25 protein-coding genes are annotated in these 25,866 nt (G+C 70.9%); 21 read left to right on the top strand and 4 right to left on the bottom strand.

What is annotated here, in order from left to right:
- The first annotated feature begins 131 nt into the window (after positions 1–131).
- From phnG to FHX60_RS08740, 11 genes are all read left to right on the top strand, one after another.
- Entirely contained in the window at positions 132–644 is a 513-nt protein-coding gene (phnG, locus tag FHX60_RS08790; protein ID WP_183283097.1) for a phosphonate C-P lyase system protein PhnG, read from the top strand.
- Between the two features lies 1 nt (position 645).
- Positions 646–1,263 carry a phosphonate C-P lyase system protein PhnH gene (gene phnH / locus FHX60_RS08785; RefSeq protein ID WP_183283096.1) on the top strand — a complete coding sequence of 206 codons (618 nt, stop codon included), beginning with the start codon at positions 646–648 and terminating at the stop codon, positions 1,261–1,263.
- A 1-nt stretch (position 1,264) separates the two neighbouring features.
- Entirely contained in the window at positions 1,265–2,419 is a 1,155-nt protein-coding gene (locus FHX60_RS08780; protein ID WP_183283095.1) for a carbon-phosphorus lyase complex subunit, read from the top strand.
- Positions 2,416–3,318 (top strand): alpha-D-ribose 1-methylphosphonate 5-phosphate C-P-lyase PhnJ, encoded by a 903-nt coding sequence (locus FHX60_RS08775; protein WP_092316926.1) that lies wholly within the window; start codon positions 2,416–2,418, stop codon positions 3,316–3,318. Before FHX60_RS08780 ends, FHX60_RS08775 begins: the two co-directional genes overlap by 4 nt.
- The gene (phnK, locus tag FHX60_RS08770; protein ID WP_111521615.1) at positions 3,315–4,091 is read left to right on the top strand and encodes a phosphonate C-P lyase system protein PhnK; all 777 of its coding nucleotides are present in this window, start codon (positions 3,315–3,317) and stop codon (positions 4,089–4,091) included. The genes FHX60_RS08775 and phnK overlap by 4 nt, the downstream gene beginning before the upstream one ends.
- Before the next feature lie 5 nt (positions 4,092–4,096).
- Complete coding sequence (phnL, locus tag FHX60_RS08765; protein ID WP_112777171.1) at positions 4,097–4,822, top strand: phosphonate C-P lyase system protein PhnL; 726 nt, start codon at positions 4,097–4,099, stop codon at positions 4,820–4,822.
- Between the two features lie 27 nt (positions 4,823–4,849).
- A complete protein-coding gene (locus FHX60_RS08760) occupies positions 4,850–6,067 on the top strand; it encodes an alpha-D-ribose 1-methylphosphonate 5-triphosphate diphosphatase (RefSeq protein WP_183283094.1) in 1,218 nt (405 codons plus the stop codon).
- A gap of 100 nt (positions 6,068–6,167) precedes the next feature.
- Positions 6,168–6,680 (top strand): sigma-70 family RNA polymerase sigma factor, encoded by a 513-nt coding sequence (locus tag FHX60_RS08755; RefSeq protein WP_183283093.1) that lies wholly within the window; start codon positions 6,168–6,170, stop codon positions 6,678–6,680.
- A gap of 10 nt (positions 6,681–6,690) precedes the next feature.
- Positions 6,691–7,662, top strand: a complete 972-nt coding sequence (locus FHX60_RS08750) for a FecR domain-containing protein (RefSeq protein ID WP_183283092.1) — start codon at positions 6,691–6,693, stop codon at positions 7,660–7,662.
- A gap of 133 nt (positions 7,663–7,795) precedes the next feature.
- Complete coding sequence (locus tag FHX60_RS08745) at positions 7,796–10,258, top strand: TonB-dependent receptor (RefSeq protein WP_183283091.1); 2,463 nt, start codon at positions 7,796–7,798, stop codon at positions 10,256–10,258.
- A complete protein-coding gene (locus tag FHX60_RS08740; RefSeq protein ID WP_260163787.1) occupies positions 10,258–12,033 on the top strand; it encodes an enterochelin esterase domain-containing protein in 1,776 nt (591 codons plus the stop codon). Before FHX60_RS08745 ends, FHX60_RS08740 begins: the two co-directional genes overlap by 1 nt.
- On the opposite strand, the gene FHX60_RS08735 is transcribed toward FHX60_RS08740, so the two are convergent.
- Entirely contained in the window at positions 12,017–12,850 is an 834-nt protein-coding gene (locus FHX60_RS08735) for an IclR family transcriptional regulator (protein WP_183283090.1), read from the bottom strand. The two genes, FHX60_RS08740 and FHX60_RS08735, sit on opposite strands and share 17 nt — an antisense overlap.
- Positions 12,851–13,034: 184 nt before the next feature.
- Here FHX60_RS08735 and FHX60_RS08730 point away from each other — a divergent pair, with 184 nt between their 5' ends.
- From FHX60_RS08730 to FHX60_RS08720, 3 genes are all read left to right on the top strand, one after another.
- Positions 13,035–14,030 carry a Bug family tripartite tricarboxylate transporter substrate binding protein gene (locus FHX60_RS08730; protein WP_112777165.1) on the top strand — a complete coding sequence of 332 codons (996 nt, stop codon included), beginning with the start codon at positions 13,035–13,037 and terminating at the stop codon, positions 14,028–14,030.
- Positions 14,031–14,117: 87 nt separating this feature from the next.
- Positions 14,118–16,460, top strand: coding sequence for a cytochrome P450/oxidoreductase (locus FHX60_RS08725; protein ID WP_183283089.1), 2,343 nt, complete (start codon positions 14,118–14,120; stop codon positions 16,458–16,460).
- 361 nt (positions 16,461–16,821) lie between these two features.
- Positions 16,822–17,250 (top strand): hypothetical protein, encoded by a 429-nt coding sequence (locus FHX60_RS08720; RefSeq protein ID WP_243419767.1) that lies wholly within the window; start codon positions 16,822–16,824, stop codon positions 17,248–17,250.
- 10 nt (positions 17,251–17,260) lie between these two features.
- On the opposite strand, the gene FHX60_RS08715 is transcribed toward FHX60_RS08720, so the two are convergent.
- A complete protein-coding gene (locus FHX60_RS08715; RefSeq protein WP_112777162.1) occupies positions 17,261–18,172 on the bottom strand; it encodes a LysR family transcriptional regulator in 912 nt (303 codons plus the stop codon).
- A 223-nt stretch (positions 18,173–18,395) separates the two neighbouring features.
- Between FHX60_RS08715 and FHX60_RS08710 the strand changes: the two genes are divergently transcribed.
- From FHX60_RS08710 to FHX60_RS08685, 6 genes are all read left to right on the top strand, one after another.
- The gene (locus tag FHX60_RS08710) at positions 18,396–20,387 is read left to right on the top strand and encodes an FUSC family protein (RefSeq protein WP_183283088.1); all 1,992 of its coding nucleotides are present in this window, start codon (positions 18,396–18,398) and stop codon (positions 20,385–20,387) included.
- Between the two features lie 24 nt (positions 20,388–20,411).
- Entirely contained in the window at positions 20,412–20,630 is a 219-nt protein-coding gene (locus FHX60_RS08705) for a DUF1656 domain-containing protein (RefSeq protein ID WP_183283087.1), read from the top strand.
- Positions 20,627–21,535 (top strand): efflux RND transporter periplasmic adaptor subunit, encoded by a 909-nt coding sequence (locus tag FHX60_RS08700; RefSeq protein ID WP_183283086.1) that lies wholly within the window; start codon positions 20,627–20,629, stop codon positions 21,533–21,535. The genes FHX60_RS08705 and FHX60_RS08700 overlap by 4 nt, the downstream gene beginning before the upstream one ends.
- Positions 21,532–22,995, top strand: a complete 1,464-nt coding sequence (locus FHX60_RS08695) for an efflux transporter outer membrane subunit (protein ID WP_183283085.1) — start codon at positions 21,532–21,534, stop codon at positions 22,993–22,995. The genes FHX60_RS08700 and FHX60_RS08695 overlap by 4 nt, the downstream gene beginning before the upstream one ends.
- Positions 22,996–23,177: 182 nt before the next feature.
- On the top strand, positions 23,178–23,519 hold the full coding sequence (locus tag FHX60_RS08690) for a hypothetical protein (protein WP_183283084.1): 342 nt from the start codon (positions 23,178–23,180) through the stop codon (positions 23,517–23,519).
- A 124-nt stretch (positions 23,520–23,643) separates the two neighbouring features.
- Positions 23,644–23,979 (top strand): cupin domain-containing protein, encoded by a 336-nt coding sequence (locus tag FHX60_RS08685; RefSeq protein ID WP_062803137.1) that lies wholly within the window; start codon positions 23,644–23,646, stop codon positions 23,977–23,979.
- Between the two features lie 7 nt (positions 23,980–23,986).
- Here the strand turns inward: FHX60_RS08685 and FHX60_RS08680 are convergent, their stop codons facing one another.
- On the bottom strand, positions 23,987–24,871 hold the full coding sequence (locus FHX60_RS08680; protein ID WP_092316976.1) for a LysR family transcriptional regulator: 885 nt from the start codon (positions 24,869–24,871) through the stop codon (positions 23,987–23,989).
- Between the two features lie 125 nt (positions 24,872–24,996).
- Here FHX60_RS08680 and FHX60_RS08675 point away from each other — a divergent pair, with 125 nt between their 5' ends.
- A complete protein-coding gene (locus FHX60_RS08675) occupies positions 24,997–25,428 on the top strand; it encodes a VOC family protein (RefSeq protein WP_183283083.1) in 432 nt (143 codons plus the stop codon).
- A 17-nt stretch (positions 25,429–25,445) separates the two neighbouring features.
- Here FHX60_RS08675 and FHX60_RS08670 read toward each other — a convergent pair whose 3' ends face one another.
- Positions 25,446–25,769, bottom strand: coding sequence for a thioredoxin family protein (locus FHX60_RS08670; protein WP_062803140.1), 324 nt, complete (start codon positions 25,767–25,769; stop codon positions 25,446–25,448).
- Positions 25,770–25,866 lie beyond the last annotated feature (97 nt).

Here is a 25,866-nt window from a genome sequence, read left to right as displayed (position 1 = left end):
GTGCCTGAGTCATGCCGCGCTGGCAGCGTGCCCGAGCAATCCCCTGCCCCGTCATGAAACATTCATTTGGCTGTGGTCTAGTAGCTGCGTGTTCCAGCAACGACATCTAAACGTATAGACGTATAGGGGTGATGATGCAAAGCGAAAACGCGCTGCCCGATGCGCCCGCAGCCCATGCTGCCCGCGCCGCCTGGCTGCGGATCCTGGCGACCGCGCCAGACGAAGCACTCGACGGCGCCTACCAACGGCTTGCGCAAGCGCAGGCCCTGCCCCCCTACCGGCTGCTGCGCAAGCCCGAGGCCGGCATGGCCATGGTGCGGGGCCGTGCCGGCGGCACCGGGGCCCAGTTCAATCTTGGGGAAATCACGGTGACGCGCTGCGCGGTCGTGCTCGAGGCTGACGGCGCCGATGTTGCCGGAGCTGCTGCCGCGGGCATTGCCTATGTCCAGGGCCGCAGCGAGCGCCATGCCGAGCAGGCCGCGGTGCTGGACGCGCTGCTGCAGCGTCCGGCCTGGCACCAGCGCGTGCAGGACCTGGTGCTCGCGCCGCTGGCCGAGGCCCACGCCCGCCGCGCCGCGCACGCGGCGGCCACGGCCGCGCAGACGCGCGTCGAGTTCTTCACCATGGTCCGCGGAGAAGACTGAGATGAACACCACCCAACCGATGCCATCCACGCCGGCCGCCGCGCTGCTGCCCGGCTTCGACGATCCGGTCGACGATGCCCAGCAGGTGTTCCGTGCCGCGCTGCAGGCGTTTGCCCACCCGGGCCAGCTGCAGGCACTGCCGGCCCGCAGCGGCTTGCCCGAGGGCCTGTCGTCGGCGCTGGCGGCGCTGCTGCTGACGCTGGCCGATGCCGATACGCCGGTCTGGCTGCCCGCCGCCGTGCCGGCCGCGGCGCGTGCCTTCCTGCGCTTTCACTGCGGCTGCCGGCTGACGGATGATCCCGGCGCCGCGGCCTTCGTCTGCGTGCCGGCCGGCCATGCCATGCCGGCGCTCACGGACTGCGCGCAGGGCGACCCGGCCTTCCCTGACCGCTCGGCCACGGTGCTGGTGGAAGTGGCCTCGCTCGCCGACGGCGACACCCTGACGCTGCGCGGTCCCGGCATCGAGCACACCCAAGTGCTGCGCGTTACCGGCTTGCCCGCGGACTTTCGCGCGGCCTGGCGCGCCAACAACGCCGGCTTCCCGCTCGGCGTGGACCTGCTGCTGTGCAGCGGCGACCGGTTCTGCGCGCTGACGCGCACCACCATCGTGGAGGACTGACATGTACGTAGCCGTCAAAGGAGGCGAACGCGCCATCCTCAATTCCTACCGGATGCTCGACGCCTATCGCCGCGGCGACACCGCGGTGCCGGAACTCACGCTGGCACAGATCCGCGAGCAGATGCCGCTGGCGGTGGCGCGCGTCATGGCCGAGGGCTCGCTGTACGACCCGCACCTGGCGGCGCTGGCGCTCAAGCAGGCCGCCGGCGACCAGATCGAGGCGATCTTCCTGCTGCGCGCGTACCGCACCACGCTGGCGCGCTTCGGCTATACGCAGCCGCTCGATACCGGCGCGATGCGCCTGCAGCGCCGGATCTCGTCGACCTTCAAGGATGTGCCCGGCGGCCAGGTGCTGGGGCCCACCTACGACTACACCCAGCGGCTGCTGGACTTCTCGCTCGAAGCCGGCCGCGCGCCCCAGCCGCTGCCCCCTGAGCTGGAACCGCTGTCCGACACCATGCCGCGCGTGACCAGCCTGCTGGAAGCGGACGAACTGGTCGAGGCCGACGAGATTCCCGCCGGCGACCCCGCGCCGCCCGACCTGACGCGCGAGCCGCTGACCTTCCCCGCCGGCCGCGCCGCGCGCCTGCAGAACCTGGCGCGTGCCGACGAGGGCTTCCTGCTGTCGATGGGCTACTCGACCCAGCGCGGCTACGGCAATTCGCACCCGTTCGCGGCCGAGATCCGCTACGGCACGGCCGAGGTGGAGCTGTTCGTCGAAGAGCTCGGCTTTGCCGTCACCATTGGCGAGATCGAGCTGACCGAATGCCAGATGGTGAGCCAGTTTGCCGGCAATGCCGACGAGGCGCCGCGCTTTACGCGCGGCTATGGGCTGGTGTTCGGCTACAACGAGCGCAAGGCGATGTCGATGGCACTGGCCGACCGCGCCATGCGCGCCGAAGCGCTCGGCGAGGCCGCCGACGCGCCGGCCAACGACATCGAATTCATGCTGTACCACAGCGACAACGTCGAGGCCTCGGGCTTCGTGCAGCACCTGAAGCTGCCGCACTACGTGGACTTCCAGGCCAACCTGGAGCTGCTGCGCCGGCTGCGCGCGGAGGGCGCCCATGCGCCGGACAGCGCCATGCCTGCGACAGCGGCGGCACCTCCGCAGCCGCAACCCCAGCCACAGCCGCAAGAGGAGACGCTGGCATGAGCGCCGCCGACACCACCCTGGCCGCGGGCATCGCCCGCGACGAACACTACAACTTCGGCTATCTCGACGAATCGACCAAGCGCATGCTGCGCCGCGCCTTGCTCAAGGCGGTGGCGATCCCGGGCTACCAGGTCCCGTTCGGCAGCCGCGAGATGCCCCTGCCGTACGGATGGGGCACCGGCGGCATCCAGGTGACCGCCGCGATCATCGGCAAGGACGATGTGCTCAAGGTGATCGACCAGGGCTCGGACGACACCACCAACGCCATCAATATCCGCCGCTTCTTCGCCCGCGTCACCGGCGTGCCGACCACCGAGCGCACCACCGAGGCCAGCATTATCCAGACCCGCCACCGGATCCCGGAGACCCCGCTGCGCGCGGGGCAGACGGTGGTGTTCCAGGTGCCGATTCCCGAGCCGCTGCGCTGGCTGGAGCCGAGCGAAGGCGAGACCCGCACCATGCACGCGCTGGCGGAATACGGGGCGATGCACGTCAAGCTGTACGAGGACATCGCCCGCCACGGCCACATCGCCACCACCTACGACTACCCCGTGATCGTCAACCAGCGCTACATGATGCGGCCTTCGCCGATCCCCAAGTTCGACAACCCCAAGCTGGACCGCAGCCCGGCGCTGATGCTGTTCGGCGCGGGCCGGGAAAAGCGCGTCTATGCGGTGCCGCCGTACACCGCTGTCAAGAGCCTGGACTTTGCCGACCATCCGTTCACGGTGGAGTCATGGTCTAACTGCTGCGCGCAGTGCGGCGCCACCGACAGCTACCTGGACGAGATCATCACCGACGACGCCGGCACGCGGCGGTTCGTGTGCTCGGATACCGAGTACTGCGCCGGCCGCCAGGCCGCGCAAGCCGTCGAGAGCGCTGCCGGAGGTGCGCAATGAGCGCCGCCCCGCTGCTGTCGGTGCGCAACCTGACGCGCACCTGGGACGGCCTGCACGGCTGCCATGACGTCAGCTTCGACCTGTATCCCGGCGAAGTGCTGTGCGTGGTGGGCGAATCGGGCTCGGGCAAGAGTACGCTGCTGCAGGCACTGTCGATGCAGGCGCCGGCGCAGCGCGGCACGGTCAGCTACGCCATGCGCGAGTCCGGCCTGACCGACCTCGCCACCTTGTCCAGCGCGCGCCTGCGGCTGCTGGCGCGCACCGACTGGGGCTTCGTGCGCCAGCACGCGCGCGACGGCCTGCGCATGCAGGTCAGCGCCGGCGCCAATATCGCCGAACGGCTGATGGCCGTGGGCGAGCGCCACTACGGCAACCTGCGCGAAGTCGCCGGCAGCTGGCTGGAGAAGATGGAGATCGACCTGGCGCGGCTGGACGACGTGCCCGGCACCTTTTCCGGCGGCATGCAGCAGCGGCTGCAGATTGCGCGCAACCTGGTCACGCATCCGCGCCTGGTGTTCATGGACGAGCCCACGGCGTCGCTCGATGTGTCGGTGCAGGCCCGCCTGCTGGACCTGCTGCGCCGCCTGGTGGCGGACCTGGACCTGGCCGCGGTGCTGGTCACGCACGACCTGGCCGTCGCCAGGCTGCTGGCGCACCGCACCCTGGTGATGCAGGGCGGGCGCGTGGTCGAGCAGGGCCTGACCGACCAGATCCTCGACGATCCCCAGCATCCGTACACGCAGTTGCTGGTTTCTTCCATCCTGCAGGGCTGAGCACGATGCACGCAGAACAACCACAGAAGCTGGTCGAGGTGCGCGGCCTCGGCAAGATGTTTACGTTGCACAACCAGGGCGGCATCCGCCTGCCGGTCTTGCGCGCGATCGATTTCGATGCCGCGCGCGGCGAATGCCTGGTCCTGTCCGGGCCGTCCGGCACCGGCAAGAGCACGCTGCTGCGCTGCCTGTACGGCAATTACCTTGCCACCGAAGGCAGCATCCGGCTGCGCGACACCAGCGCCGACGGCGCGCCGTGGGTCGAGCTGGGCCACGCCAGCGAGCAGCGCGTGCTGCAGCTGCGCCGCGACGTGATCGGCTATGTCAGCCAGTTCCTGCGCGCCATCCCGCGCGTGGGCGCGCTCGACGTGGTGGCCGATCCGCTGCGGCAGCGCGGCGCCGGCGAGGACGAGGCACGCGCCCGCGCGGCTGAACTGCTGGCGCGGCTGAACCTGCCGCGCCGGCTGTGGGACCTGCCGCCCGCCACCTTTTCGGGCGGCGAGCAACAGCGCGTCAATATCGCGCGCGGCCTGATCGGCGGTCATCCCGTCCTGCTGCTGGACGAGCCCACCGCCTCGCTGGACCCTGAAAACCGCGCCGTGGTGGTCGCGCTGATCCGCGAAGCGCTGGCCGAGGGCCGCGCGCTGGTCGGCATTTTCCACGACGAAGCCGTGCGCGATGCGGTGGCCACGCGCCTGCTGCCGCTGCACCCCGCTACCGCCCTCGCCTGAACCGAACCGCCCAGAACGGAGCCAGACATGCCTGCGACCTACCTGACCCATGCCACCCTGGTGCTGCCGGACCGCGTGCTGCATGACAGCGCGCTGCTGATCGAGGATGGCCGCATCGCGGCGATCGAGCCGGCACCCGGGGCCGTGCCCGCGCATGCCGCCGTGGTCGAACTGCATGGCCACACCGTAATGCCCGGCCTGGTGGACGTGCATTGCGACGCCATCGAGAAAGAGGTGGAGCCGCGCGCCAGCGTGCTGTTCCCGCTGGACTTCGCGGTGGCGCAGGTCGATCGCCGCAACGCCGCGGCCGGCATCACCACGCCCTATCACGCGCTGTCGTTCGCCGGCAACCAGTTCGGCGTGCGCAACGTCGACACCGCCGCCACGGTGGTGCGCACGATCGCCGCCTACCGGCAGCACAGCCTGGTCGACAACCGCATCCATTGCCGCTACGAGGTCACCGACGCCGGTGCCGTGCCGGTGCTGGAAGCGCTGATGGCCGAAGGCGTGGTCGACCTGCTCTCGGTGATGGACCACTCGCCCGGCCAGGGCCAGTTCAAGACCATGGACGCCTACCTGGCCTACATGATGGGCAACCACGGCATGAGCCGCGACGCCGCCGCCGATGCCGCGCGCCAGAAGGCCGCCGCGCTGGAGGGCGCGCACGAGCGCATCGACCGGCTGGTGGCCGCGGCGCACGCGCTGGGCATTCCCACCGCCAGCCACGACGACGATTCGCCGCAGCGCATCGCCGCCATGCACGCGCTGGGCGTGCGCATGAGCGAGTTCCCGATCAACCTGGAGACCGCGCAGGCCGCCTGCGCCCGTGCGCTGCCGACCATCCTGGGCGCGCCCAACGTGCTGCGCGGCAAGAGCCAGAGCGGATCGATGCGCGCCATCGACGCGATCCGGGCCGGCGCCGGCACCATCCTGTGCTCGGACTACCAGCCCTCCACCCTGATCGCCGCCGCGTATGCCGCCGGTCGCCAGGCCGGCCTGCCGCTGAACCAGGCGCTGGCGCTGGTCACCGCCCACCCCGCCGATGCCTGCCAGCTGGCCGACCGCGGTCGCCTGGCGCCGGGCCTGCGCGCCGACGTGATTGCGGTGTCCGAGGTGGCGGGCCAGCCGATGGTCACGCACACGTGGTCGCGCGGGCGGCTGGTGTTTGCGGCGGGTTATCCGTCGCTGCGGCCCGCCGGCGATGCGGCCGTGCCGCGCCGGACGGTGCTGCGCGAGGTGGCATGAGCGGGCCGGGCGCGGCCATCGAGTTTGCCTCGTATTGCGAATCATTATCATTTGAGCATACAATGCGAGGCTGTTTGTCCGTGCCCGAGTTTTCCGCGCCATGCCCGCCGCCGAGCCTACGCTCAACGATGAAGTCCGCACGCTGTACCTAGACCATCACGGCTGGCTCCATGGCTGGTTGCGCCGGCGCCTGGCGAGCGCGGGGCAAGCGGGGCACGCGGCCGACCTGGCGCACGACACCTTCGTGCGGCTGCTGGCGCGCGAGGCGCCGATCGCCGCGCGCGAGCCGCGCGCTTTCCTGGCCACGGTGGCGCGCGGGCTGGTGGCGAATTTCCATCGCCGCCAAGCACTGGAGGCCGCCTACCAGCAGGCACTGGCGGCGCTGCCCGAAGCCGAGGCCCCGGACCCGGAAACGCGTGCGCTGCTGCTCGAGACCCTGGCCGAGCTCGACCGGCGCCTGAACACCCTGCCCGCGGCGGTGCGCCGCGCCTTCCTGCTGTTCCAGCTCGACGGCATGCCGCAGGCGGCCATCGCCGGCGAACTGCGCGTGTCGGTGGCCACGGTGCAGCGCCATATCGTCAAGGCGCTGCACCAGTGCTGTTTTTCCGCCTGAGCCGCGCCGCATGTCGTTACCCGGTGCACCGTACCCGCCGATCGATGCCGCCATCACGCTGCGCGCCACGCAGTGGTGGCTAACGCTGCAGTCGCCCGAGGCCTCGCCGGCCAGCCGCGCCGGCTGCGCCCGCTGGCGTGCCGAGCATCCCGACCATGAGCGCGCGTGGCAACACCTGCACGACTGCAGCGCCGCCCTGGCTTCGATGCCGCGCGGCGTGGCGCGGGCAGCGCTGGCAAGCCCGCCCCCGCGGCGCGGCCGGCGCCGTGCGATCGCGCTGATGGCCGTCACCGCGGTTGCCGCCGGCTCCTGGCAATGGCAGCGCGGCGGTGCGCTGCTGGCATGGCGGGCCGACCATGCCACCGGCATCGGCGAGCGCCGGCGCGTGACGCTGCAGGACGGCACGGAGATCGACCTGGATACGGACAGTGCCATTGCCGTGCACTACGGCGCCGCCGAGCGCCGGGTCACGCTGCTGCGCGGCGCCATCGCCGTGGCAACCGGGACGGACGTGCTGGCCAGGCCTTTCCGCATCGGCACCGCGCAGGGAACGTTGCGCGCGCTGGGCACCCGCTTCACCGTGCAGATCCACGACGATGCGACCGCCGTCGCAGTGCAGGTGGGCGCCGTCGAGATTCGCCCGGCCGATCCGGCCGCGGCGCCGCGCGTGCTGCAGGCCGGCGAACGCACCCGCTTCAGCCGCGCGCAGATCGATCCGCCCGAGGCCGGCGACGTTGCCGATACCGCCTGGACCCAGGGCATGCTGGCCGTGCACGACATGCGCCTGGACCGGTTCCTGGCGCAACTGGCACGCTACCGCCATGGCCGGCTGGGCTGCAGCGGCGATGCGGCGGACCTGCGCGTGTCGGGCATCTTCCCGCTGGACGACTCCGACCGCGTGCTCGATGCCCTGCCCCACCTGCTGCCAGTGAGCGTCGAGCGCTGGACGCGCTACTGGGTCAGCGTGCGGCGCAGGGCGTGAGTCCGGGCCGGACATCTATCAGCCGGCATCGCCAATAGAAATTTTTGTTGCGCTGAACTGAGGGGTTTGCCTGTTTCAAGTGGCCTGACAGAGGAAAGGCTGATTTCCGGCCGCAATCTGAAAGGACTGTTTCATGGGCAAGCTTCATCTGCCATCTCCGCCCGCCGGCACGCGCCGGCACCCTGCGCTGCGCATCCGCCGCAGCGTGCTGGCCGTGGGCCAGGCGCTGGCCCTGACGGCCGCCGCGGCGCCGCTCGCTGCCTTTGCCGCGGAACCGGTGCCGGCACCGGCGGCCGCGGCACGCAGCTACGCGATCTCGGCCGGCGCGCTGCAGCCGGCGCTGACGCGCTTTGGCCTGGAATCGGGTGTGCTGGTGTCTTACGACGCCGCCGACCTGGCGGACCGGCGCACCGAGGGGCTGCAGGGCCGCTACGCGCCCGAGGACGCGCTGGCCGCCCTGCTGCGCAACACTGGCCTGCGCGCGGTGCGCGTACCCAACGGCTTTGCCGTCAAAACCGCGCGAGCCGCCACCCCGGAAGCCAGCGGCGCCACCCTGCCCGCGGTGACCGTCACCGCCGCCCGCCATGACGCCGAAGCGCTGACGCCGGCGTACGCGGGCGGGCAGGTAGCACGCGGGGCGCGGCTTGGCTTGCTGGGCAATGCCGACGCCATGGACTCGCCCTACAGCAGCGCGGCCTATACCGCCCAGGCCATCGAGGACCAGCAGGCCCGCACCATCGGCGACGTGCTGGCCAACGACCCGACGGTGCGCTTCACCACCTCGGCCGGGCACTTGTACGAGAACTGCACCGTGCGCGGCTTCGATATCTCGTCCAGCGACCTCGCCCTGAACGGCATGTATGGGCTGGCGCCCTACGGGCATGCCCCCACGGAATTCGTCGAGCGCGTCGAACTGCTGCGCGGCCCCACCGCCATGCTGACCGGCATGGCACCCAGCGGCGCGGTTGGCGGCGTCATCAACCTGGTGCCCAAGCGCGCCGCGGATACGCCGCTGACGCGGCTGTCGGCCAACTATCTGTCCGAAGGCCATGCCGGCGCCAGCGTCGATATCGGCCGCCGCTTCGGTCCGGACCATGCCTTCGGCGTGCGCGTGAACGGCGCCTATGGCAATGGCCGCACCGGCCTCGACGGGCAATCCAGGCGCCGCGCATTGGGCGCGGTGGCGCTGGACTATGCCGGCGAGCGCGTGCGGGCCTCGCTCGACGCCTACGCCAGTGAAGAGGAAGTGCGCAACGGCAGCGCCTGGATGGCCTCGTTCGCCAGCACCGTGCCGGCTCCGCCCAAGGCCGGCACCAATATCCTGCCAGGCACCCATGGCCGGCTCGACAACAACGCCGTGGTCGCGCGCGGCGAGGTCGACCTCGCGCGCGACTGGACCGCGTACGCGGGCCTGGGCACGCTGCACTACAAGTACAGCGGTTTTATCAACGGCACGCGCGCCAACAATGTCCGGCCCAACGGAGACTACACCGGCATCACCTACAACCAGAAGGGCTACACCGATACCGTCTCGGCCGAGGCCGGCGTGCGCGGCACCGTGCGTACCGGACCGGTAGAGCACCGCCTGGTGCTGGGCTACACCTACCTGGGCCTGCGCAGCGGCACGGTCAACGTGGCCAGCCGGTCGTTCCTGTCCAACATCTACGCCCCGGTCACGCCGATCCTGGCGGCATCCCCCGGCAACGTGCCCAGGACCGCCGACACCACGCTGACCAGCCTGGCGCTGGCCGACACGCTCGCCTTTGCCGACGACAAGGTGCAGCTGACCCTGGGCCTGCGCCACCAGCGCGTGCAGGCGCAGAGCTTCAGCGCGACCACCGGCGCGCGCACCGCGGACTACGACGAAAGCGCCGTCACGCCCTCGGTGGGCCTGGTGCTCAAGCCGTGGGGGCCGCAGCTGGCGCTCTACGGCAACTACGTCGAAGGGCTGAGCCAGGGCGATACCGTGACCGACGTGACCGCGCGCAACTACCAGCAGGTGTTCGCGCCTTACAAGACCCGCCAGGGCGAGCTGGGCGTGAAGTGGGACAGCGGGCGGCTGACGCAGACCCTCAGCGCGTTCCAGATCACGCGTCCGACGCTGATCAAGGATGGCGCCACCAATACCTACGGCCCGGACGGCGAGCGCCGGCATCGCGGCGTGGAGTGGAACGTCTACGGCGAAGCCGGCCGCGGCGTGCGCGTGCTGGGCGGCATCGCCTATACCCGCGCGGTGCTGACGCGAACGGCCAACGGCGCCTATGACGGCAACACCGCGTTCGGCAGTCCCACCTGGTCCGGCAACCTGGGGGCGGAGTGGGACCTGCCCTGGGTACCGGGGCTGACCGTCAGCGGCCGCGTGACCTACACCGGCTCGCAGTACGTCAACACCGCCAACACGCAGAAGATCGACAGCTGGACCCGCTACGACATCGGTGCGCGCTACGTGACCAAAATCCAGGGCAAGCGCGTGGGCTTCTACGCCAGCGTCGAGAACCTGTTCAACCAGAGCTACTGGGCGGGCTCGTTCAACGACGGCTACGTCACGCAGAACGCGCCGCGCCTGTTCAAGTTCACAACCTCGGTGGATTTCTGATGCGCTTCCCTGTCCTGATCCGGCGCCGCGCCGCCTGGCTGTCGGCGTCCCTGATGCTGTCGCTCGCCGCCATCGCCACGCCGGCTGCCGCATCCGCTCCCGCCCTGGCCGTGGGCCAGCCCGCGCACGGCGTCTGGCAGCCCGGCGCACCGCTGCACTACACGCTGTCTCTTCAGGCAGGCGACGTGGTGCGGGGACTGCTCGACGGACCGGCGGCGACGCTCGACCTCGCCGATGCCGCCGGCAAGCCGGTGCGCCGGCTGCTGGGGCCGACCACGCTGTCGCGCAGCTTCCTGTTCGTGGCCCCCGGCAGCGGCGCGTACCGGCTCACCGTCAGCGGCGACCACGCCGACGTGCCCGGCGCGGTCGGCGGGCGGCCCTTGCCCGGCGCGCCTTACGTGCTGCGCATCGACGAGATCGTGCCGCGAGCCGCCCAGCACGCGCCCGCTGACCTGCCCGACAGCCTCGCCCTGCGCGAGCTGGCGCAGACCCTCACCGACGGTGGCAACACCGAGGCGTTCTGGCAGGACATGGCCCGGCGCGGCACGCCCCTGGTGGAGCCCCTGCCCGCAACCGGCGGCGGGCAGGAAGCGATGGTGCGCGTGACTTTCCTGTGGCGCGGCGCGCGCGAGAACGTGCGCCTGCTCGGCAGTCCCGCCGGCGACCATGATGCGCTGCTGCGCCTGGGCGACAGCGACGTCTGGTACCGCAGCTACCGCGTGCCGGCAACCACCCGCATGAGCTACCAGCTGGCGCCGGACGTGCCCGTGCTCGACCAGCCTGCCCCGCAGCGCCGGCGCGCGATCCTGGCCACGGTGCAGCGCGATCCGCTCAATCCGCGCACGTTCCCGGACCAAGGCGCGGATCCGTTCCAGCTCAAGTCCGTGCTGGAGCTGCCGGCCGCCCCGCCACAGCCGTGGCTGGCGCCGCGCGCGGGCGTGCCCGCGGGCACGGTCACGCCCTACCGCATCGACAGCCGCCTCCTCGGCGAGGCACGCGACATCTACGTCTACCGCCCGGCTCGCGCCCGGCCCACGGCCACGCTGGTGCTGTTCGACGCCCACGCCTACCTGTCGCTGGTGCCCACCCCCACCCTGCTCGACAACCTGATCGACGCGGGCCTGCTGCCGCCCGTCGCCGCGCTGATCGTGGCCAATCCGAGCGCCGCGGCGCGGGCCGCGCAACTGCCGCCAAACCCGGCCTTCGCAGACTTCCTCGCCAACGAGCTGATGCCCTGGGCCGCCGCGCTCGGGCTGTCGGCACCGGCCGAGCGCACCGTGGTCGCCGGGTCCAGCTACGGCGGGCTGGCGGCGGCGTACGCGGGGCTGCGCCATCCGGAGCGTTTCGGGCTGGTGCTGAGCCAGTCCGGCTCATTCTGGTGGGGACCCGGCGGCGCGCCGGACCAGCCGCCGCGCCAGCCGCAATGGCTGATCCGGGAATACGCCGCCAGCCCGCGGCTGCCGCTGCGCTTCTACCTGGAAGCCGGGCGTTTCGAGGACGGCCGCGGTGCCGTCAACATCCTGACCACCACGCGGCATATGCGCGACGTGCTGGTCGCCAAGGGCTATCCGGTGGTGCATGCCGAGCATGCCAGCGGGCACGACTACCTGCAGTGGCGCGGCACGCTGGCGTGCGGCCTGATCGCGCTGCTGGGCCGGCCGGAACGCGTCGACGCGGAGGTGGCAAGCGCCTGCCCGGCGTTGCGTGCGGGTACCTCTGCGGCAATCCCGGACGCAGACAAGCGTCCGGCGCCCGGCGTCACGCCGCGGGGTTGAACCCCAGCGCCGTGCTGACCGCGCGCGCCTCGCGCCGCACGGCGCTGCCGATGGGTCCGTCGATGGCGGGGTCGAAGCCGCCGGTGGCGCCCAGCGCGGTCAGCACCGCGCACACCCGCCCGGTGTAGTCGCGCACCGGCGCCGCCACCGCGCTGATGCCGGTCAGGTTGGTGTCGCGCACCCAGGCGCAGTCATCGGCCTGCACCGCGCGGCGCAACGCGCCGATGGGGTCGCTGGCATCGAGCTGCGCCAGCCGCGCCGGGCTGGCGGCCGCAAGCTCTTCCCGGGCCTGCGCCAGGATCCCTTTTTCATCGAGCAGGCCCAGGAATACGCGCCCGGTGGCCGACCACAGCAGCGGCATCACCGAGCCCGCGCGCACGTTCACCGTCACCGGCAGGCCCGGTTCCTCGAAGCGCATGATGGTCGGCCCCTTGTTGCCCATCACCGCGATGAAGCAGGTCACCTCCAGGGTCTCGCGCAGGCGCACCAGCGACGCCTCGGCCAGCCGGATCGGGTCGGCCTGGCGCATCGCCGCCATGCCGATCTGCAGGGCCTCGAAGCCAAGGTGGTACTGCTGCGTGCCCGGCTCCTGCGCCACCAGGTCTTCTTCCACCAGGCTGACCAGGTAGCGGTGGACCTTGGCCGGGCTTTCGTCGATATGCGCGGCCAGCGCGGTCAGGCTGGCACGCCCGCCCAGGCGCGCCAGGCCCTTCAATACGGCCATGCCGGTGACGGCCGACTGCACGCGCTGGCGCCGTTCACGGGCGCGGGCCGGGGTGGCTTCAGGGATGGGTTCGGGAGCTTTGGATCGGGGCATGGCGGAACGGAGCTGCGCGACGGGGTACGGGGCTTCACGGCGACAGCGGACGATGCCACACCGTGACGCGGGGCCGGTTCAAGGTTAACCCGTATTCAATTGTTACGCAATGCGTATATGATTTACGCAAAATAGAAAACGCCGGTGCCAGGACACCGGTCCACCCATCAGGAGACAAAGACCCATGCCCCGCCCCCGCTTTGCCCTTTCCGTGCGCCTGGCCCTTGGCGCGCTGACCCTGCCGGTGCTGGCCGCCGGCCCAGCCCACGCTGCCGACGCCTATCCCGCCAAACCGATCCGCTGGATCGTCCCGTATGCCGCGGGCGGCGGTTCGGATTTCCTGGCACGCACCATCGGCCAGGGCCTGTCGGCCAAGGTGGGGCAACCGGTGGTGGTGGACAACAAGCCCGGGGGCAATACCGCCATCGGCGCGGCCGAGACCGCGCGCGCGGCTGCCGACGGCTATACCGTGCTGTCGGCCGACAACGGCACGCTGGTGTTCAATCCCGTGCTGTACAAGTCGCTGTCCTACCATCCCGCCCGGGACCTGGCCCCGGTGACGCTGCTGGGCCGCTTCCCGATGATCCTGGTGGTGGGCGCCGCCAGCCCGGCCAAGACCGCCAAGGAATTCATCGCGCAGGCCAAGGCCACGCAGGGCGGCATCAACTACGGCTCGGCCGGGGCGGGCAGCCCGCACCACCTGGCGATGGAATTGCTGAAGGTGGAAGCCGGCCTGCCGATGACCCATGCGCCATACCGCGGCGCCGCGCCGGCGCTGTCCGACGTGGCCGCCGGCCAGGTCGGCGCGATGATGGTGGACTACGCCGCCGGCGCCGGCTTCATCAAGGGCGGCAAGGTGCGCCCGCTGGCAGTGGCCAATGCCACCCGCCTGCCGCAGCTGCCCGACGTGCCGACCTTCGCCGAGCTGGGCTACCCGCGCGTCGAAGCCGCCGCGCTGGTGGGCATGGTGGTGCCGGCCGGCACGCCGCCGGAGGTGATCAACACGCTGAACAAGGACGTGGTCGCGGCCATCCGCGAGCCGGCGGTCAACAAGCGGCTGGTGGACTTTGGCGTAGAGCCCGTGGGCAATACGCCGGCGCAGTTCAGCGAGCTGCTGCGCAGCGAGTCCGGCCGCTGGACCAGGCTGATCCGCGACCTGAAGATCACGCTGGACAACTGAGTCCGGCCGCAACACCGCGGGGCCGTCCGGCGCGCCCGGACGGCAGCGCTTTTTGCCAGGCATCGATGTCTGCCAGGAGTACGTAGCATGACCATCCCCTCCCCCGGCGCCGCGCGCGGCGGCTGCCCGCTCGACCACAGCACGCTGAGCGCGCCCAACGGCTGCCCGGTCAGCCACAACGCGGCGCAGTTCGATCCCTTCGGCGACGGCTACCAGCAGGACCCGCCCGAATACGTGCGCTGGTCGCGCGAGCAGGAGCCGGTGTTCTACAGCCCGCAGCTGGGCTACTGGGTGGTCACGCGCTACGACGACATCAAGGCCATCTTCCGCGACAACCTGACCTTCAGCCCGTCGATCGCGCTGGAGAAGATCACCCCCACCGGCGACGAGGCCAACGCCGTGCTGGCCAGCTACGGCTACGCCATGAACCGCACGCTGGTGAACGAGGACGAGCCCGCCCACATGCCGCGCCGTCGTGCGCTGATGGCACCGTTCACGCCCGCCGAACTGGCCCACCACGAGCCGCTGGTGCGGCGCCTGACGCGCGAGTATGTCGACCGCTTTATCGACGATGGCCGCGCCGACCTGGTCGACCAGATGCTGTGGGAGGTGCCGCTGACGGTGGCGCTGCATTTCCTGGGCGTGCCCGAGGAGGACATGGACCTGCTGCGCCAGTACTCCATTGCCCATACCGTCAACACCTGGGGCCGGCCAAAGCCGGAGGAACAAGTGGCGGTGGCGCACGCCGTCGGCAACTTCTGGCAGCTGGCCGGGCGCATCCTCGACAAGATGCGCGAAGACCCGTCCGGTCCCGGCTGGATGCAGTACGGGCTGCGCAAGCAGAAGGAGTTGCCCGAGGTGGTGACCGACTCCTACCTGCATTCGATGATGATGGCCGGCATCGTCGCCGCGCACGAAACCACCGCCAACGCCTCGGCCAACGCCATCAAGCTGCTGCTGCAGCATCCCGACGCGTGGCGCGAGCTCTGCGAAGACCCCGCGCTGATCCCCAACGCGGTCGAGGAATGCCTGCGCCATAACGGCTCGGTGGCAGCGTGGCGCCGGCTGGTCACGCGCGACACCGAAGTGGGCGGCATCCGCCTGCCGGCGGGCAGCAAGCTGCTGATCGTGACCTCGTCGGCCAATCATGACGAGCGCCATTTCGCCGATGCCGACCTGTTCGACATCCGCCGCGACAACGCCAGCGAGCAGCTGACCTTCGGCTACGGCTCGCACCAGTGCATGGGCAAGAACCTGGCGCGCATGGAGATGCAGGTCTTCCTGGAAGAGCTGACGCGCCGGCTGCCGCATATGCGCCTGGCCGCGCAGACCTTTACCTACGTGCCCAACACCTCGTTCCGCGGGCCGGAGCACCTGCTGGTGGAATGGGATCCCGCCCAGAACCCCGAGCGCCGCGACCCGGCCCTGCTGGCGGTGCGCCAGCCGGTGCGCATCGGCGAGCCGTCGGCGCACACCATCGCCCGCACGGTGGTGGTCGAGCGCGCCATCGCGGCCGCCGACGGCGTGCTCCGGCTGCGCCTGGTGGCGCCCGACGGCAAGCCGCTGCCGCGCTGGGCGCCCGGCTCGCATATCGACGTGGAATGCGGCGATACCGGGCTGTCGCGCCAGTATTCGCTGTGCGGCGATCCGGACGATGCGGCGGCGCTGGAGATCGCGGTGCTGCGCGATCCCGCCAGCCGCGGCGGCTCGGCCTGGGTCCATGGCAGCGTCAGTGCCGGCGACCGCCTGCGCATCCGCGGCCCACGCAACCATTTCCGCTTCGACGAGCAATGCCGGCGGGCCATCTTTATCGCCGGCGGCATCGGCGTCACGCCGGTGAGCGCGATGGCGCGGCGCGCCCGCGCGCTTGGCATCGACTACACCTTCCACTACTGCGGGCGTTCGCGCCAGGCCATGGCCATGCTGGACGAACTGCAGGCGCTGCACGGCGCGCGGCTGCACGTCCACGCCAGCGACGAAGGCCGGCGCGCCGACTTCGGCAAGCTGCTGGGGCAGCCTGACGCGGACACACAGATCTATGCCTGCGGGCCCCAGCGCCTGCTCGATGCGCTGGCCGGATGCTGCGCCGCGTGGCCGGCAGACGCGCTGCGCGTGGAGCATTTCGTCTCCAGGCTGGGCACCCTGGATGCGTCGAAGGAGCAGCCCTTTACCGTGGAACTGAAGGACTCCGGCCTGGTGCTGGAAGTGCCGGCGGGGCAGACCCTGCTGGGCGCGCTGCGCGGCGCCAATATCGACGTGCAGAGCGACTGCGAGGAAGGCCTGTGCGGCTCGTGCGAGGTGCGCGTGCTGGCCGGCCAGGTCGACCACCGCGACGTGGTGCTCACGCGCGCCGAGCGCGACGCCAACCACCGCATGATGGCGTGTTGCTCGCGCGCCTGCAGCGGCGGCCGGCTGGTGCTGGAGCTTTAAGCGCTTCAGCCACTGGCCGTGGCGTTGAAGGCAGGTACCCGGGGACGGATCTGCACGGACATGGCGAGGCGTTGCGGCGAGCGCTTCGGGCAAGCCGCGATGCTGCCGCTGGCATACCGGCACCGGCACGGCAAGCGCGCCGTTGCAACGTAGGACAAAACCTGACAACGGCCGCAAGGACACAGGGCTAAAGTAGCAGCGCAACCGCCGCCCCCGCCCTGTTTGCCTCATGCCCCCTGATCCCGCCGCCGTCCACGCCGTTCCCACCGCTGATCATCGCCGCTGGCGCCGTACCGCTGTGCTTTTGACTTTGTCGTTGGTGGCCACGACACTTGCCGTTCCCGCCACGCAGGCAGCCACCATGTCCGCGCCGCCGTTGTCCGAGCTTGCCACATTGCTGCTGGGCACGGTGCGCGGCAAGCCGACCGGCATGCACGGGGTCACGCGCCTGACCACCGGCGACGCCGACCGGCAACTGCGCCTGGCCTGCCAGGAGCTGATGCGCGCGGGCCCGGTCGACCTCGACGACACCACGCGTTTCGACGGCTGCGTGGCGCGGCCCGGCAAGATCGTCGACTTCCACCTGAAAGTCTCCGGCATCGATGCCAGCCGCGACGACACCCGTGATTTCATGGCCACGGCCAAGCCGATTCTGGAACGCGGCATCTGCCGCAATCCGGACGTGCCGGTGCTGGGCAAGCTGGGGATCCGGCTGCGCTATCACTATGCGGCCGGACAGAAGCCGCTGGTGCTGCTCGACATCCCGCCCGAGCAGTGCCGCGGCAAGTGAGGCGACGGATTCAGCCCGCCCGCCCGTTCCCGTTACCCAGCACCTCTTCGCACACCGCCAGCCACGCCCGCGCCGCGTGCGACAGGTAGCGCCCCGGCGACCAGATATGGGCCATGGTCCAGTCCACCGCGGGTTCGGTCAGGCGCGCCATGGCCAGCGTGTCCTGCGCCTGCAGGCGCTCGGCCAGCGGCTGGGGCAGGAAGGTGGTGCCCAGCCCCGCCGCCGCCATCGACGCCAGGAAGTCCCAGTGCCCGCTGCGCGCCACCACCCGCGGCTCGATGCGGGCTTCCACGAAGGCCTGCCGCAGCTTGCGCGTCAGCGAGAAATCCTCGGTCAGCATCACCAGCGGCTCGTCGCGCAGCGCCCCCAGCGACACGGTGCGCCCGCGTGCCCAGGCCGCCTTGCGCGGCCCCACCGCCCAGATCGGATAGCGGCCGAACTGGCGCGTTTCCAGCGCCAGGCCGCTGTCGCCCGGCAGCACCGTCGCTCCCACCTCCAGCTCGCCGCTGGCCACCAGTTGCTCCACCACCTGCCCGCCGTGTTCGTCCAGCGTCAGTGACAGGTTGGGATATCGCTGCCGGAACGCGCTGACCGCCGGCGAGAAGAACAGGTTGACCATCGGCGGAATGCCGACCGTCAACTGCCCCCGCCCCAGCGAAGACAGGTCGGCGACCTCCAGCGTCAGCCGGTGCACCACGCCCAGCGCCTCCTGGCCGCGCTCGTAGACCACGCGGCCGACGTCGGTCAGGCGCACGCTCTTGCCTTCGCGGATCAGCAGCGGCTGGCCGACTTCGTCCTCGAGCTGGCGCACCATCTTGCTGATGGTCGACTGGGTCACGAACAGCGACGAGGCGGCCTGGGTAAAGCTGCGCAGCCGCGCAGTCTCGACGAAATAGCGCAGCGCGCGGATATCGATGGGCATGGTGGCGTGGACGGTGCGTGCGCCGGCGATGACGACCGGGGGTGCTCGCGACTCCATGAATATCACGAATGGAAAAGCCAATATTAAATCATGAATGGAATGCGAAAGGTGCGGCTACACTTCGCTCCCAACATGTCGCCCCTGCCCAAACCGCGCCCCCGATGAAGCGCGGAGCGGCAGGCGGCGGCAAGCGCCCCCAACCTCCCCTTCAAGACCCCGTTCCATGGCTAGCTGGCCGAATGCACGACAGTGGCTGTTCTCGCTGAAGGCATTCGCCGCCGCGATGCTCGCGCTCTACATCGCGCTGGCGCTGGGGCTGGCGCGGCCGTACTGGGCCATGGCGACGGTGTATTTCGTCTCGCATCCGCTCACCGGCGCGACCCGCTCCAAGGCGGCGTATCGCGTTGCCGGCACGGTGCTGGGCGCCACCGCCGCGGTGGCGACGGTGCCGCAACTGGTCAACATGCCGATCGTGCTGCTGGGCGCGATCGCGCTGTGGATCAGCGTGCTGGTGTACCTGTCACTGCTGCAGCGCACGCCGCGCAGCTACGTGTGCCTGCTGGCGGCCTACACGCTGCCGATCGTGGCCTTGCCGGCGGTCAGCCAGCCGGCGCAGATATTCGACATCGCCGTGGCACGGATCGAGGAGATCGTGATCGGCATCGTCTGCGCCGGGCTGGTGGGCTCGGTGGTGTTCCCGGCAAAGGTCGCGCCGGCGCTGCGCGCGCGTGCCGATTCGTGGCTGGCCGACGCCGCGGCGTGGGCCTCTGACCTCCTGCTGGGCAGCCCGCGCGCCGACCACGGCCGCCACCGGCTTGCCGCCGACATCCTGCAACTGGACCAGCTCATCAGCCAGCTCGCCTACGACACCGAAGGCAGCCACACGCTGCGCCACGCGCGCGCGCTGCGCCGCCGCATGACCATGCTGATGCCGCTGCTGTCGTCGCTGGAGAGCGTGCTGCAGGCGCTGCGTTGCCACGCCGGCGGCATCCCGCCGGGCCTGCGCGCAGCGCTGGCTGCCACGGCTGCATGGCTCGACGACAACGCGGCCACGGCGCCATGCGCAGCGCCCGAAGGCTGGGCGGCCGCGCCCCCAGCCGACGCGAGCGGCTGGCATGACCGGCTTGCCGCCACCGCGGCCGACCAGCTGCAGCGCCTGTGCGCCCTGTACGGCGAATGCCGCGCGTTGCAGCAAGGCATCGGCGACCACCGCGCCGCCACGCCACTGCCACGCGGCGAACGCGGGGCGCAAGCTGCCGGCCATCACCACGACCACGGCATGCTGCTGTTCGGCGCGGTGTCCAGCGGACTGGCGGTGTTCTGCGCCGGGCTGCTGTGGATCTTCTCGGGCTGGGAGGACGGCGCCGGCGCGGTGGTGGTGGCTTCGATCGCGTGCTGCTTCTTTGCCGCCGTCGACGAGCCGCGGCGCATGGCCGGGGCCTTCGTGCGCTGGAGCGCGATCTGCCTGCTGATTTCGTCCGGCTACCTGTTCCTGGTGGTGCCGCATGCGCACACCTTCGAAGCGCTGGCCGCGCTGCTGGCGCTGCCCTATCTCGGCATCGGCCTGCTGGTGGCGCGGCCGGGGTTCCAGCTGATCGCGATGCTGCTGTCGGTCAACACCGCCGCGTTTGCCAACGTGCAGGCCGTGTTCGACGCGGATTTCCTCGCCCTCTTCAATACCTGCCTGGCCAGCGCCGCGGCCATGGTGTTCGCACCGCTGTGGTCGGTGGCGGCACGCCCGTTCGGCGCGCGCGTGGCGGCACGGCGGCTGGTGCGCGCCAGCTGGCACGACCTGGCGCAGGCTGCCACGCTGCGCACCAGCGATGGCGATGCGCGGCTGGGCGCGCGCATGCTGGACCGGCTGGGCCAACTGGTGCCGCGCCTTGGCGCCGCCGGCGATCCCTTGTCCACGGACGGCTTCCATGCGTTGCAGGTCGGCTATTGCGCGCTGGCGCTGCACAAGGCGCTGCCGGACTTGCCGCCGCCGGCGCGCAAGCCGGTGCGCCGGGTGCTGGCCGCGGTGGCGCGGCATTTCCGCGCCCAAGGGCGCGCGGGCCGGCGCGTACCGGTACCGGCGCGCCTGGCAGCCGCCGTGGGCGAGGCCATGGCCGCGGTGGCGGGCAGTGGCCGCGCCGGCCAACGCGGCACACTGGGCGCGCTGGTGGTGCTGCAGGTCACGCTGCTGCCGGCTCCGGCCTCGTCGCTGTCCCGCTGATCCACGTCCTCTGCGCTGCGCCTCATGCTTAGTGAAATCGACCTCTACGGCGTGTTCGTGCCCGGCGTGCTGGTGCTGGCCGTACTCGCCTTTGCCGTGACCGCGGCAATCCGCATGGTGCTGGCGGCACTGGGCTGCTACTGCCATATCTGGCACCGCTCGCTGTTCAACCTTTTCCTCTATGTGATCGTCCTGGGCGCCGTGGCCGCCGTATTTGCCGTAGTGCCCGGACTACCGTCATGACCTTCCGATTCCGCTCCTTGCTTCCCGTGCTGCCGACGCTGCTGGCCGCCATTGCCGCGCTGCTGGTGCTGCGTTACCTCTGGGACTACTACACCGCCGCGCCCTGGACCCGCGACGGCCACGTACGTGCCGACATCGTCCAGGTGGCGCCCGACGTATCCGGACTGGTCACGCGCGTGGTGGCGCGCGACAACCAGTACGTACAGGCCGGCGCAGTCCTGTTCGAGATCGACCGCGACCGCTACGCGCTCGCCCTGGAACAGGCACTGGCGACGCTGGCGACCCAGCGTGCCGCGCTGGCGCAGGCGCGGCGCGAAGCCGCGCGCAACCGCAGCCTGGACGGCGTGGTCGCCGCCGAAGTCGCCGAGCAAGGGCGTGCGCGCGTCGAGCAAGGCCAGGCCGCGCTGGCGCAGGCCGAAGCCGCGGTGCGGCTGGCCCGGCTGAACCTGCAACGCACCAGCGTGCGCAGCCCGGTGGCGGGCTACCTCAACGACCGGCTGCCGCGGCTGGGCGACTACGTGTCGACCGGGCGACCGGTGCTGTCGATGGTCGACGCCGGCTCCTTCCACGTCGAAGGCTATTTCGAGGAAACCAGGCTGCACCGCATCCACATCGGCAGCCCGGTCGACGTGCATATCATGGGCGAGCCCCGCCACTTGCGCGGCCACGTGCACAGCATCGCCGCCGGCATCGAGGACCGCGACCGCAGCGCGGGTTCCAACCTGCTGCCCAACGTCAATCCCACCTTCAACTGGGTGCGGCTGGCGCAGCGCGTGCCGGTGCGCATCGTGCTGGAAGACGTGCCGGCCGACGTGCGCCTGGTCTCGGGGCGCACCGCCACGGTGGCGGTGCGCGAGCCGGCCGCGGACCAGGGCGCCGCGCGCCGCGCGGGGCCGCGATCGTGAGGCCGCGCCGTACGTGGGCGGCATGGCTGTGCGCATGCCTGAGTGCCTGCACGACGGTGGGACCGGACTATCGCGTGCCAGATCAAGCGGCAGTACGCGCGACCGCGGCCAATGGCCCATTGCAGTCCGCACAGGCGCCGGACGTGGCGATCGCGCCCGTGCCCGACGACTGGTGGCGCCTCTATGACGACGAACGGCTCGACCGGCTCGTCACGAAGGCGCTGGCCGCAAACACCGACATCCGCGCCGCCAGCGCCAACCTGCGGCGCGGGCTGGCGTTGCTGCACGAAGTGGAAGCCGAAAACCTGCCGCAGGGCAGCGCCGGCGCGGGCGTGTCGCGCGCGCAGCTGTCGGGGGAGAGCTTTTTGCAGCAAGCCCAGCCACCGGTGTTCAACCTGGGCGACGTGGGCCTGGGCGCGTCCTACCTGATCGACTTCTTCGGCAAGCTGGCGCGCGCCGACGAGGCCGCGCTGGCCGGTGCGCAGGCCAGCCAGGCGACCCTGGACATGGTGCGCGTCACCGTGGCGGCGCAGACCGTGCGCGCTTACGTGCAAGGGTGCGCCGCCACGCATGACCTGCACGCCGCCACGCAGCAATTGGCGGTGCAGCAGCGCACGCTGGATGCCACCCGCCGCGTGCACGCCGCGGGCCGCGCCGGCCCGGCCGCGGTGGCGCGCGAACGTGCCCGCAGCGAAGCGCTGCGCGCGACGCTGCCCCCGCTGCAGGCCGCGCGCAGTGCGGCGCGATACCGGCTGGCGATGTTGCTGGGCCAGGCGCCAGCGGCGCTGCCGGAGGCCGACGTGGCCTGCGAGGCCGAGCCCGCGCTGCGCGCGCCGCTGCCGGTCGGCGACGGCGCCGCGCTGCTGCGCCGGCGGCCCGATGTCCGCCAGGCCGAGCGCGAACTCGCGGCCGCCACCGCGCGCATCGGCGTGGCCACGGCCGACCTGTATCCGTCGATCCGCATCGGCGCCAGCGCCGGGCTGACCGGCGTGCTGAGCCACCTTGGCAGCGGGCCCACGGCGCGCTGGAGCCTGGGGCCGCTGCTGAGCTGGACCTGGCCCACCAACGGCGTGCGGCATCGCATCCATGGCCTGGAAGCCGACGCGGATGCCGCCCTGGCGCGCTTCGACGCCGTGGTGCTGCGCGCGCTGCAGGAAACCGAGACCGCGCTGTCGGCCTACACCCGCGAACTGGAACGCCACGCGGCCCTGCACGCCGCCGGCGAACACGCAGCGCAAGCCGCGCGGCAGCAGCGCCGGCTATGGGAGGCGGGGCGCCTGCCCTATCTGGCGCATCTCGATGCCGAGCGCGATCTCGCCGCCGCGCAAGCCGCGCTGGCGGTGTCCGCGGGCCAGGTTGCCATGCGGCAGGTCGACCTGTTCCTGGCCCTCGGCGGCGGCTGGCAGACCGCGCGCAAGCTGGCCGCCGTATCCGGATCGATGAATGAAAAAAACGACTGAATGATGGAAAGTTAAATCATCACAGGAATAGTGCCGCATGACTACACTTCGTCCCGTGCCGTGCAGACACCCAGGCGCGGCACCGCCCAAAAGGCGAATCCGGACGGCGCAGGGGGCAAACCCGCCAGACTTGCGCGGCCCTGCACGGGCCAGCCGTCCTCCAAACGAAAAAATCAGCAGACATGCATAAAAACGCTCTCAAAGCCCTTCTTGCCACGACTCTCTCCCTCGCAGCAATCAGCGCCGCCACCTCCGCCATGGCACAAGGCCTGAACGATCGCGGCGTTGCCAGTGACCGCTACGGGTACGCCCTGCACAACGGCAAGCGCGATCCGTTCACCGACGGCGCGCGTGTCCACGACAAGCGCGACCCCTTCACCGATGGCGCGCGCGTCAACGACCAGCGTGACCCGTTCACCGACGGCGCCAACCGCGCCACCGGCCTGGAAGTTGCAGGCCTGGACCGCAGCGGCGTCTCCGCGGCGCCGGCCCATCGCGGCGCACGCGCCGCCGCCGCGGCCTGATCTGGCGGCGGCACCACGCTGCGTGCTACTGATGTGCGCGCTCCGGTGCTAGATTGAGAAGGCGTGCCGCCGCCTGGCGTCGGCGCGCCTGATTAGACACCCCACCAGACGCGAGGAGCCGCGCATGTCCCTTCCCCATCTAGCTTCCGGACAAATCGCCAGCGTGCTGCCCCTGGGCGTGCGGCTGGACCAGACCGCCACCCAGGCCCTGTTCAAGGAAGGTCCCCTCGAAGTGATGCGGCTGGTGCTGAAGGCCGGCAAGCATGTGCCCCCTCATGCGGTGGACGGACCCATGACCGTGCAATGTCTGGAAGGCGAGGTCCGCGTGCGCGTGGACGGCTCCGAACGCCAGTTGCACCAGGGCGACCTGCTGTACCTGGGGCCTTGCGTGCGCTACGACGTGACGGCGGTGTCGGATGCCTCGGTGCTGGTGACGATGGTGTTGCCGGGCAGCCTCTGAGCCTTCCCTAAACCTCGCCCGGCTGCCAGCGCGCGCTCGCCGCCACGAAGGCGTCGATCAGCGCCGCCACCGGCGCGCGGCGCAGCGCCGCTTCACGCACCAGCACGCCGACCTCGCGATAGAGCGGCCCGCCCGGCAGCGGCACCTGCACCACGCCGGCCGTCTCGCGCAGCGGCACCAGCTCGGCCGGAATGATGGCGCAGCCCAGGCCCGCCGCCACCATCTGCAGGATTACCGCCGGCTCATCCAGTTCCATCCCTTCCCTGACCCAGAGTCGCTGCCGCTTCAGGTAGCGGTCCACCAGCTGGCCGCCGGTGCTGTGGCGGTTGTAGCGGATAAACGGCAGCGCCTCCACCAGCGCGCGCAGCTCCTGCGGCGAGCCGGCCGGCCCGATGCCGACGAAGCGCTCGCGCACCAGCGGCACCCACTTCAGGTCCGGCGGCAAACCCAGGCGCGGCCGGATCAGCACGGCCACGTCGAGCTCGCGCGCATCGACCTGCGTCAGCAGCTGGGTCGACATGCCGGGCACCACGTTGACGTGCGAATCCGGGAAGCGCTGGCGGAAGTGCCGCATCGCCTCGGCCAGCAAGGTGGCCTGCACCGTCGACACCGCGCCTAGCTCCACCGGCGCGGCCTCGGCGTGCGGGCCGGCACGGTCCTTCATCGCGGCATAGAGCTCGACAAAGCGACGCGCCTCCGGCAGCAAACGCTGCCCGGCTTCGCTGAGCGCGACCGACTTGCCGGTGCGCTCGAACAGGCGGCAGTCCAGGTCCTCTTCAAGGCGCCGGATCTGCGTGCTGACGGCCGACTGGGTCAGCGCCAGCCGTGCCGCCGCGGCCGAAAACGACCCGGTTTCGGCAGCCGTCAGGAAGGTCTGGAAGTAGCGGATCATCTATCGAAATCTTTGATGCTCAGGGCAAAAATGATTCGCTTCATATTACGGGTTGTGCTGGCTACAATCAACGCGCAGGCCAGTGCCCGGCCCGGTCAGAACCTCCCACTGCATAAGAAGCCCCCATGAGCACGACTTTCACCATCCCCCTGTTCCACCTGGCGTTTCCCGTGCGCGACCTGGCCGAGGCGCGCCGTTTCTATGGCGGGTTGCTGGGCTGCCCGGAAGGCCGCAGTTCCGAGGCGTGGGTGGATTTCAACTTCTATGGCCACCAGGTGGTGGCACACCTGTCGCCCGAGGAATGCGGCCACCGTGCCACCAGCGCCGTCGACGGCGACGACGTGCCGGTGCGCCATTTCGGCGCGATCCTGCCGATGGACCAATGGGAGGCGCTGGCCGCACGCCTGCGCGCGGCCGGCACCCAGTTCGTGATCGAGCCGCACGTGCGCTTCAAGGGCCTGGTCGGCGAACAGGCCACCATGTTCTTCCTCGACCCGTCCGGCAACGCGCTCGAGTTCAAGGCCTTTGCCGACCTGAACCAGGTATTCGCGAAATAAGCCGGCCCCCGCGGCGGTCAGGCGATGCGGCGCATCGCTTCGCGGATGGGCTCCGCTTCCGTCGGGCGCACCAGCCTGGCCACTTCCTGGCCGTCGCGCAGGAATACCAGCGTCGGCCACAGCTTGATGCGGAACGACCGGCCCAGCGGCCGTCCGCTGCCGTCTTCGATCTTCAGGTGGCGCAAGTCGGGATGGACGGCAAACGCCTCGGCCAGCGCCGGCTGGGCCCGCTGGCAGTAGCCGCACCAGGGCGCGCCGAACTCGAGCACGGTGGCGCCGGACAGCGTATCCACTTCGGTGCGGGTCGGTTCGGTGGCGGCGTAGTGTTGGGTCATCGGCATGGTCTTTCCTTTCAATGGGCGCGTCTGGTCTGCCTGCCAGATTCGTTCCAGGCGGACGGCGCGAGGCCGGCCTGAGGCTAGCGTGAAGCCAGCCATG

It is taken from the genome of Cupriavidus alkaliphilus, from assembly GCF_014191175.1.
GTDB classification, from domain to species: Bacteria; Pseudomonadota; Gammaproteobacteria; order Burkholderiales; family Burkholderiaceae; genus Cupriavidus; species Cupriavidus alkaliphilus.
This window is presented reverse-complemented; position numbering and strand designations above follow the sequence as displayed.

Excerpts from the sequence above, each read along its gene's own strand:
- FHX60_RS08725 (WP_183283089.1), top strand. The coding sequence starts at position 14,118 with ATGACCATCCCCTCCCCCGGCGCCGCGCGCGGCGGCTGCCCGCTCGAC.
- FHX60_RS08745 (WP_183283091.1), top strand. The coding sequence starts at position 7,796 with ATGGGCAAGCTTCATCTGCCATCTCCGCCCGCCGGCACGCGCCGGCAC.
- FHX60_RS08670 (WP_062803140.1), bottom strand. The coding sequence starts at position 25,769 with ATGCCGATGACCCAACACTACGCCGCCACCGAACCGACCCGCACCGAA.
- FHX60_RS08750 (WP_183283092.1), top strand. The coding sequence starts at position 6,691 with ATGTCGTTACCCGGTGCACCGTACCCGCCGATCGATGCCGCCATCACG.
- FHX60_RS08720 (WP_243419767.1), top strand. The coding sequence starts at position 16,822 with ATGTCCGCGCCGCCGTTGTCCGAGCTTGCCACATTGCTGCTGGGCACG.
- FHX60_RS08730 (WP_112777165.1), top strand. The coding sequence starts at position 13,035 with ATGCCCCGCCCCCGCTTTGCCCTTTCCGTGCGCCTGGCCCTTGGCGCG.
- FHX60_RS08775 (WP_092316926.1), top strand. The coding sequence starts at position 2,416 with ATGAGCGCCGCCGACACCACCCTGGCCGCGGGCATCGCCCGCGACGAA.
- FHX60_RS08685 (WP_062803137.1), top strand. The coding sequence starts at position 23,644 with ATGTCCCTTCCCCATCTAGCTTCCGGACAAATCGCCAGCGTGCTGCCC.
- FHX60_RS08755 (WP_183283093.1), top strand. The coding sequence starts at position 6,168 with ATGCCCGCCGCCGAGCCTACGCTCAACGATGAAGTCCGCACGCTGTAC.
- FHX60_RS08675 (WP_183283083.1), top strand. The coding sequence starts at position 24,997 with ATGAGCACGACTTTCACCATCCCCCTGTTCCACCTGGCGTTTCCCGTG.
- FHX60_RS08760 (WP_183283094.1), top strand. The coding sequence starts at position 4,850 with ATGCCTGCGACCTACCTGACCCATGCCACCCTGGTGCTGCCGGACCGC.
- phnH (WP_183283096.1), top strand. The coding sequence starts at position 646 with ATGAACACCACCCAACCGATGCCATCCACGCCGGCCGCCGCGCTGCTG.
- phnL (WP_112777171.1), top strand. The coding sequence starts at position 4,097 with ATGCACGCAGAACAACCACAGAAGCTGGTCGAGGTGCGCGGCCTCGGC.
- phnG (WP_183283097.1), top strand. The coding sequence starts at position 132 with ATGATGCAAAGCGAAAACGCGCTGCCCGATGCGCCCGCAGCCCATGCT.
- FHX60_RS08780 (WP_183283095.1), top strand. The coding sequence starts at position 1,265 with ATGTACGTAGCCGTCAAAGGAGGCGAACGCGCCATCCTCAATTCCTAC.
- FHX60_RS08690 (WP_183283084.1), top strand. The coding sequence starts at position 23,178 with ATGCATAAAAACGCTCTCAAAGCCCTTCTTGCCACGACTCTCTCCCTC.
- FHX60_RS08735 (WP_183283090.1), bottom strand. The coding sequence starts at position 12,850 with ATGCCCCGATCCAAAGCTCCCGAACCCATCCCTGAAGCCACCCCGGCC.
- FHX60_RS08680 (WP_092316976.1), bottom strand. The coding sequence starts at position 24,871 with ATGATCCGCTACTTCCAGACCTTCCTGACGGCTGCCGAAACCGGGTCG.
- FHX60_RS08705 (WP_183283087.1), top strand. The coding sequence starts at position 20,412 with ATGCTTAGTGAAATCGACCTCTACGGCGTGTTCGTGCCCGGCGTGCTG.
- phnK (WP_111521615.1), top strand. The coding sequence starts at position 3,315 with ATGAGCGCCGCCCCGCTGCTGTCGGTGCGCAACCTGACGCGCACCTGG.
- FHX60_RS08715 (WP_112777162.1), bottom strand. The coding sequence starts at position 18,172 with ATGCCCATCGATATCCGCGCGCTGCGCTATTTCGTCGAGACTGCGCGG.
- FHX60_RS08710 (WP_183283088.1), top strand. The coding sequence starts at position 18,396 with ATGGCTAGCTGGCCGAATGCACGACAGTGGCTGTTCTCGCTGAAGGCA.
- FHX60_RS08740 (WP_260163787.1), top strand. The coding sequence starts at position 10,258 with ATGCGCTTCCCTGTCCTGATCCGGCGCCGCGCCGCCTGGCTGTCGGCG.
- FHX60_RS08700 (WP_183283086.1), top strand. The coding sequence starts at position 20,627 with ATGACCTTCCGATTCCGCTCCTTGCTTCCCGTGCTGCCGACGCTGCTG.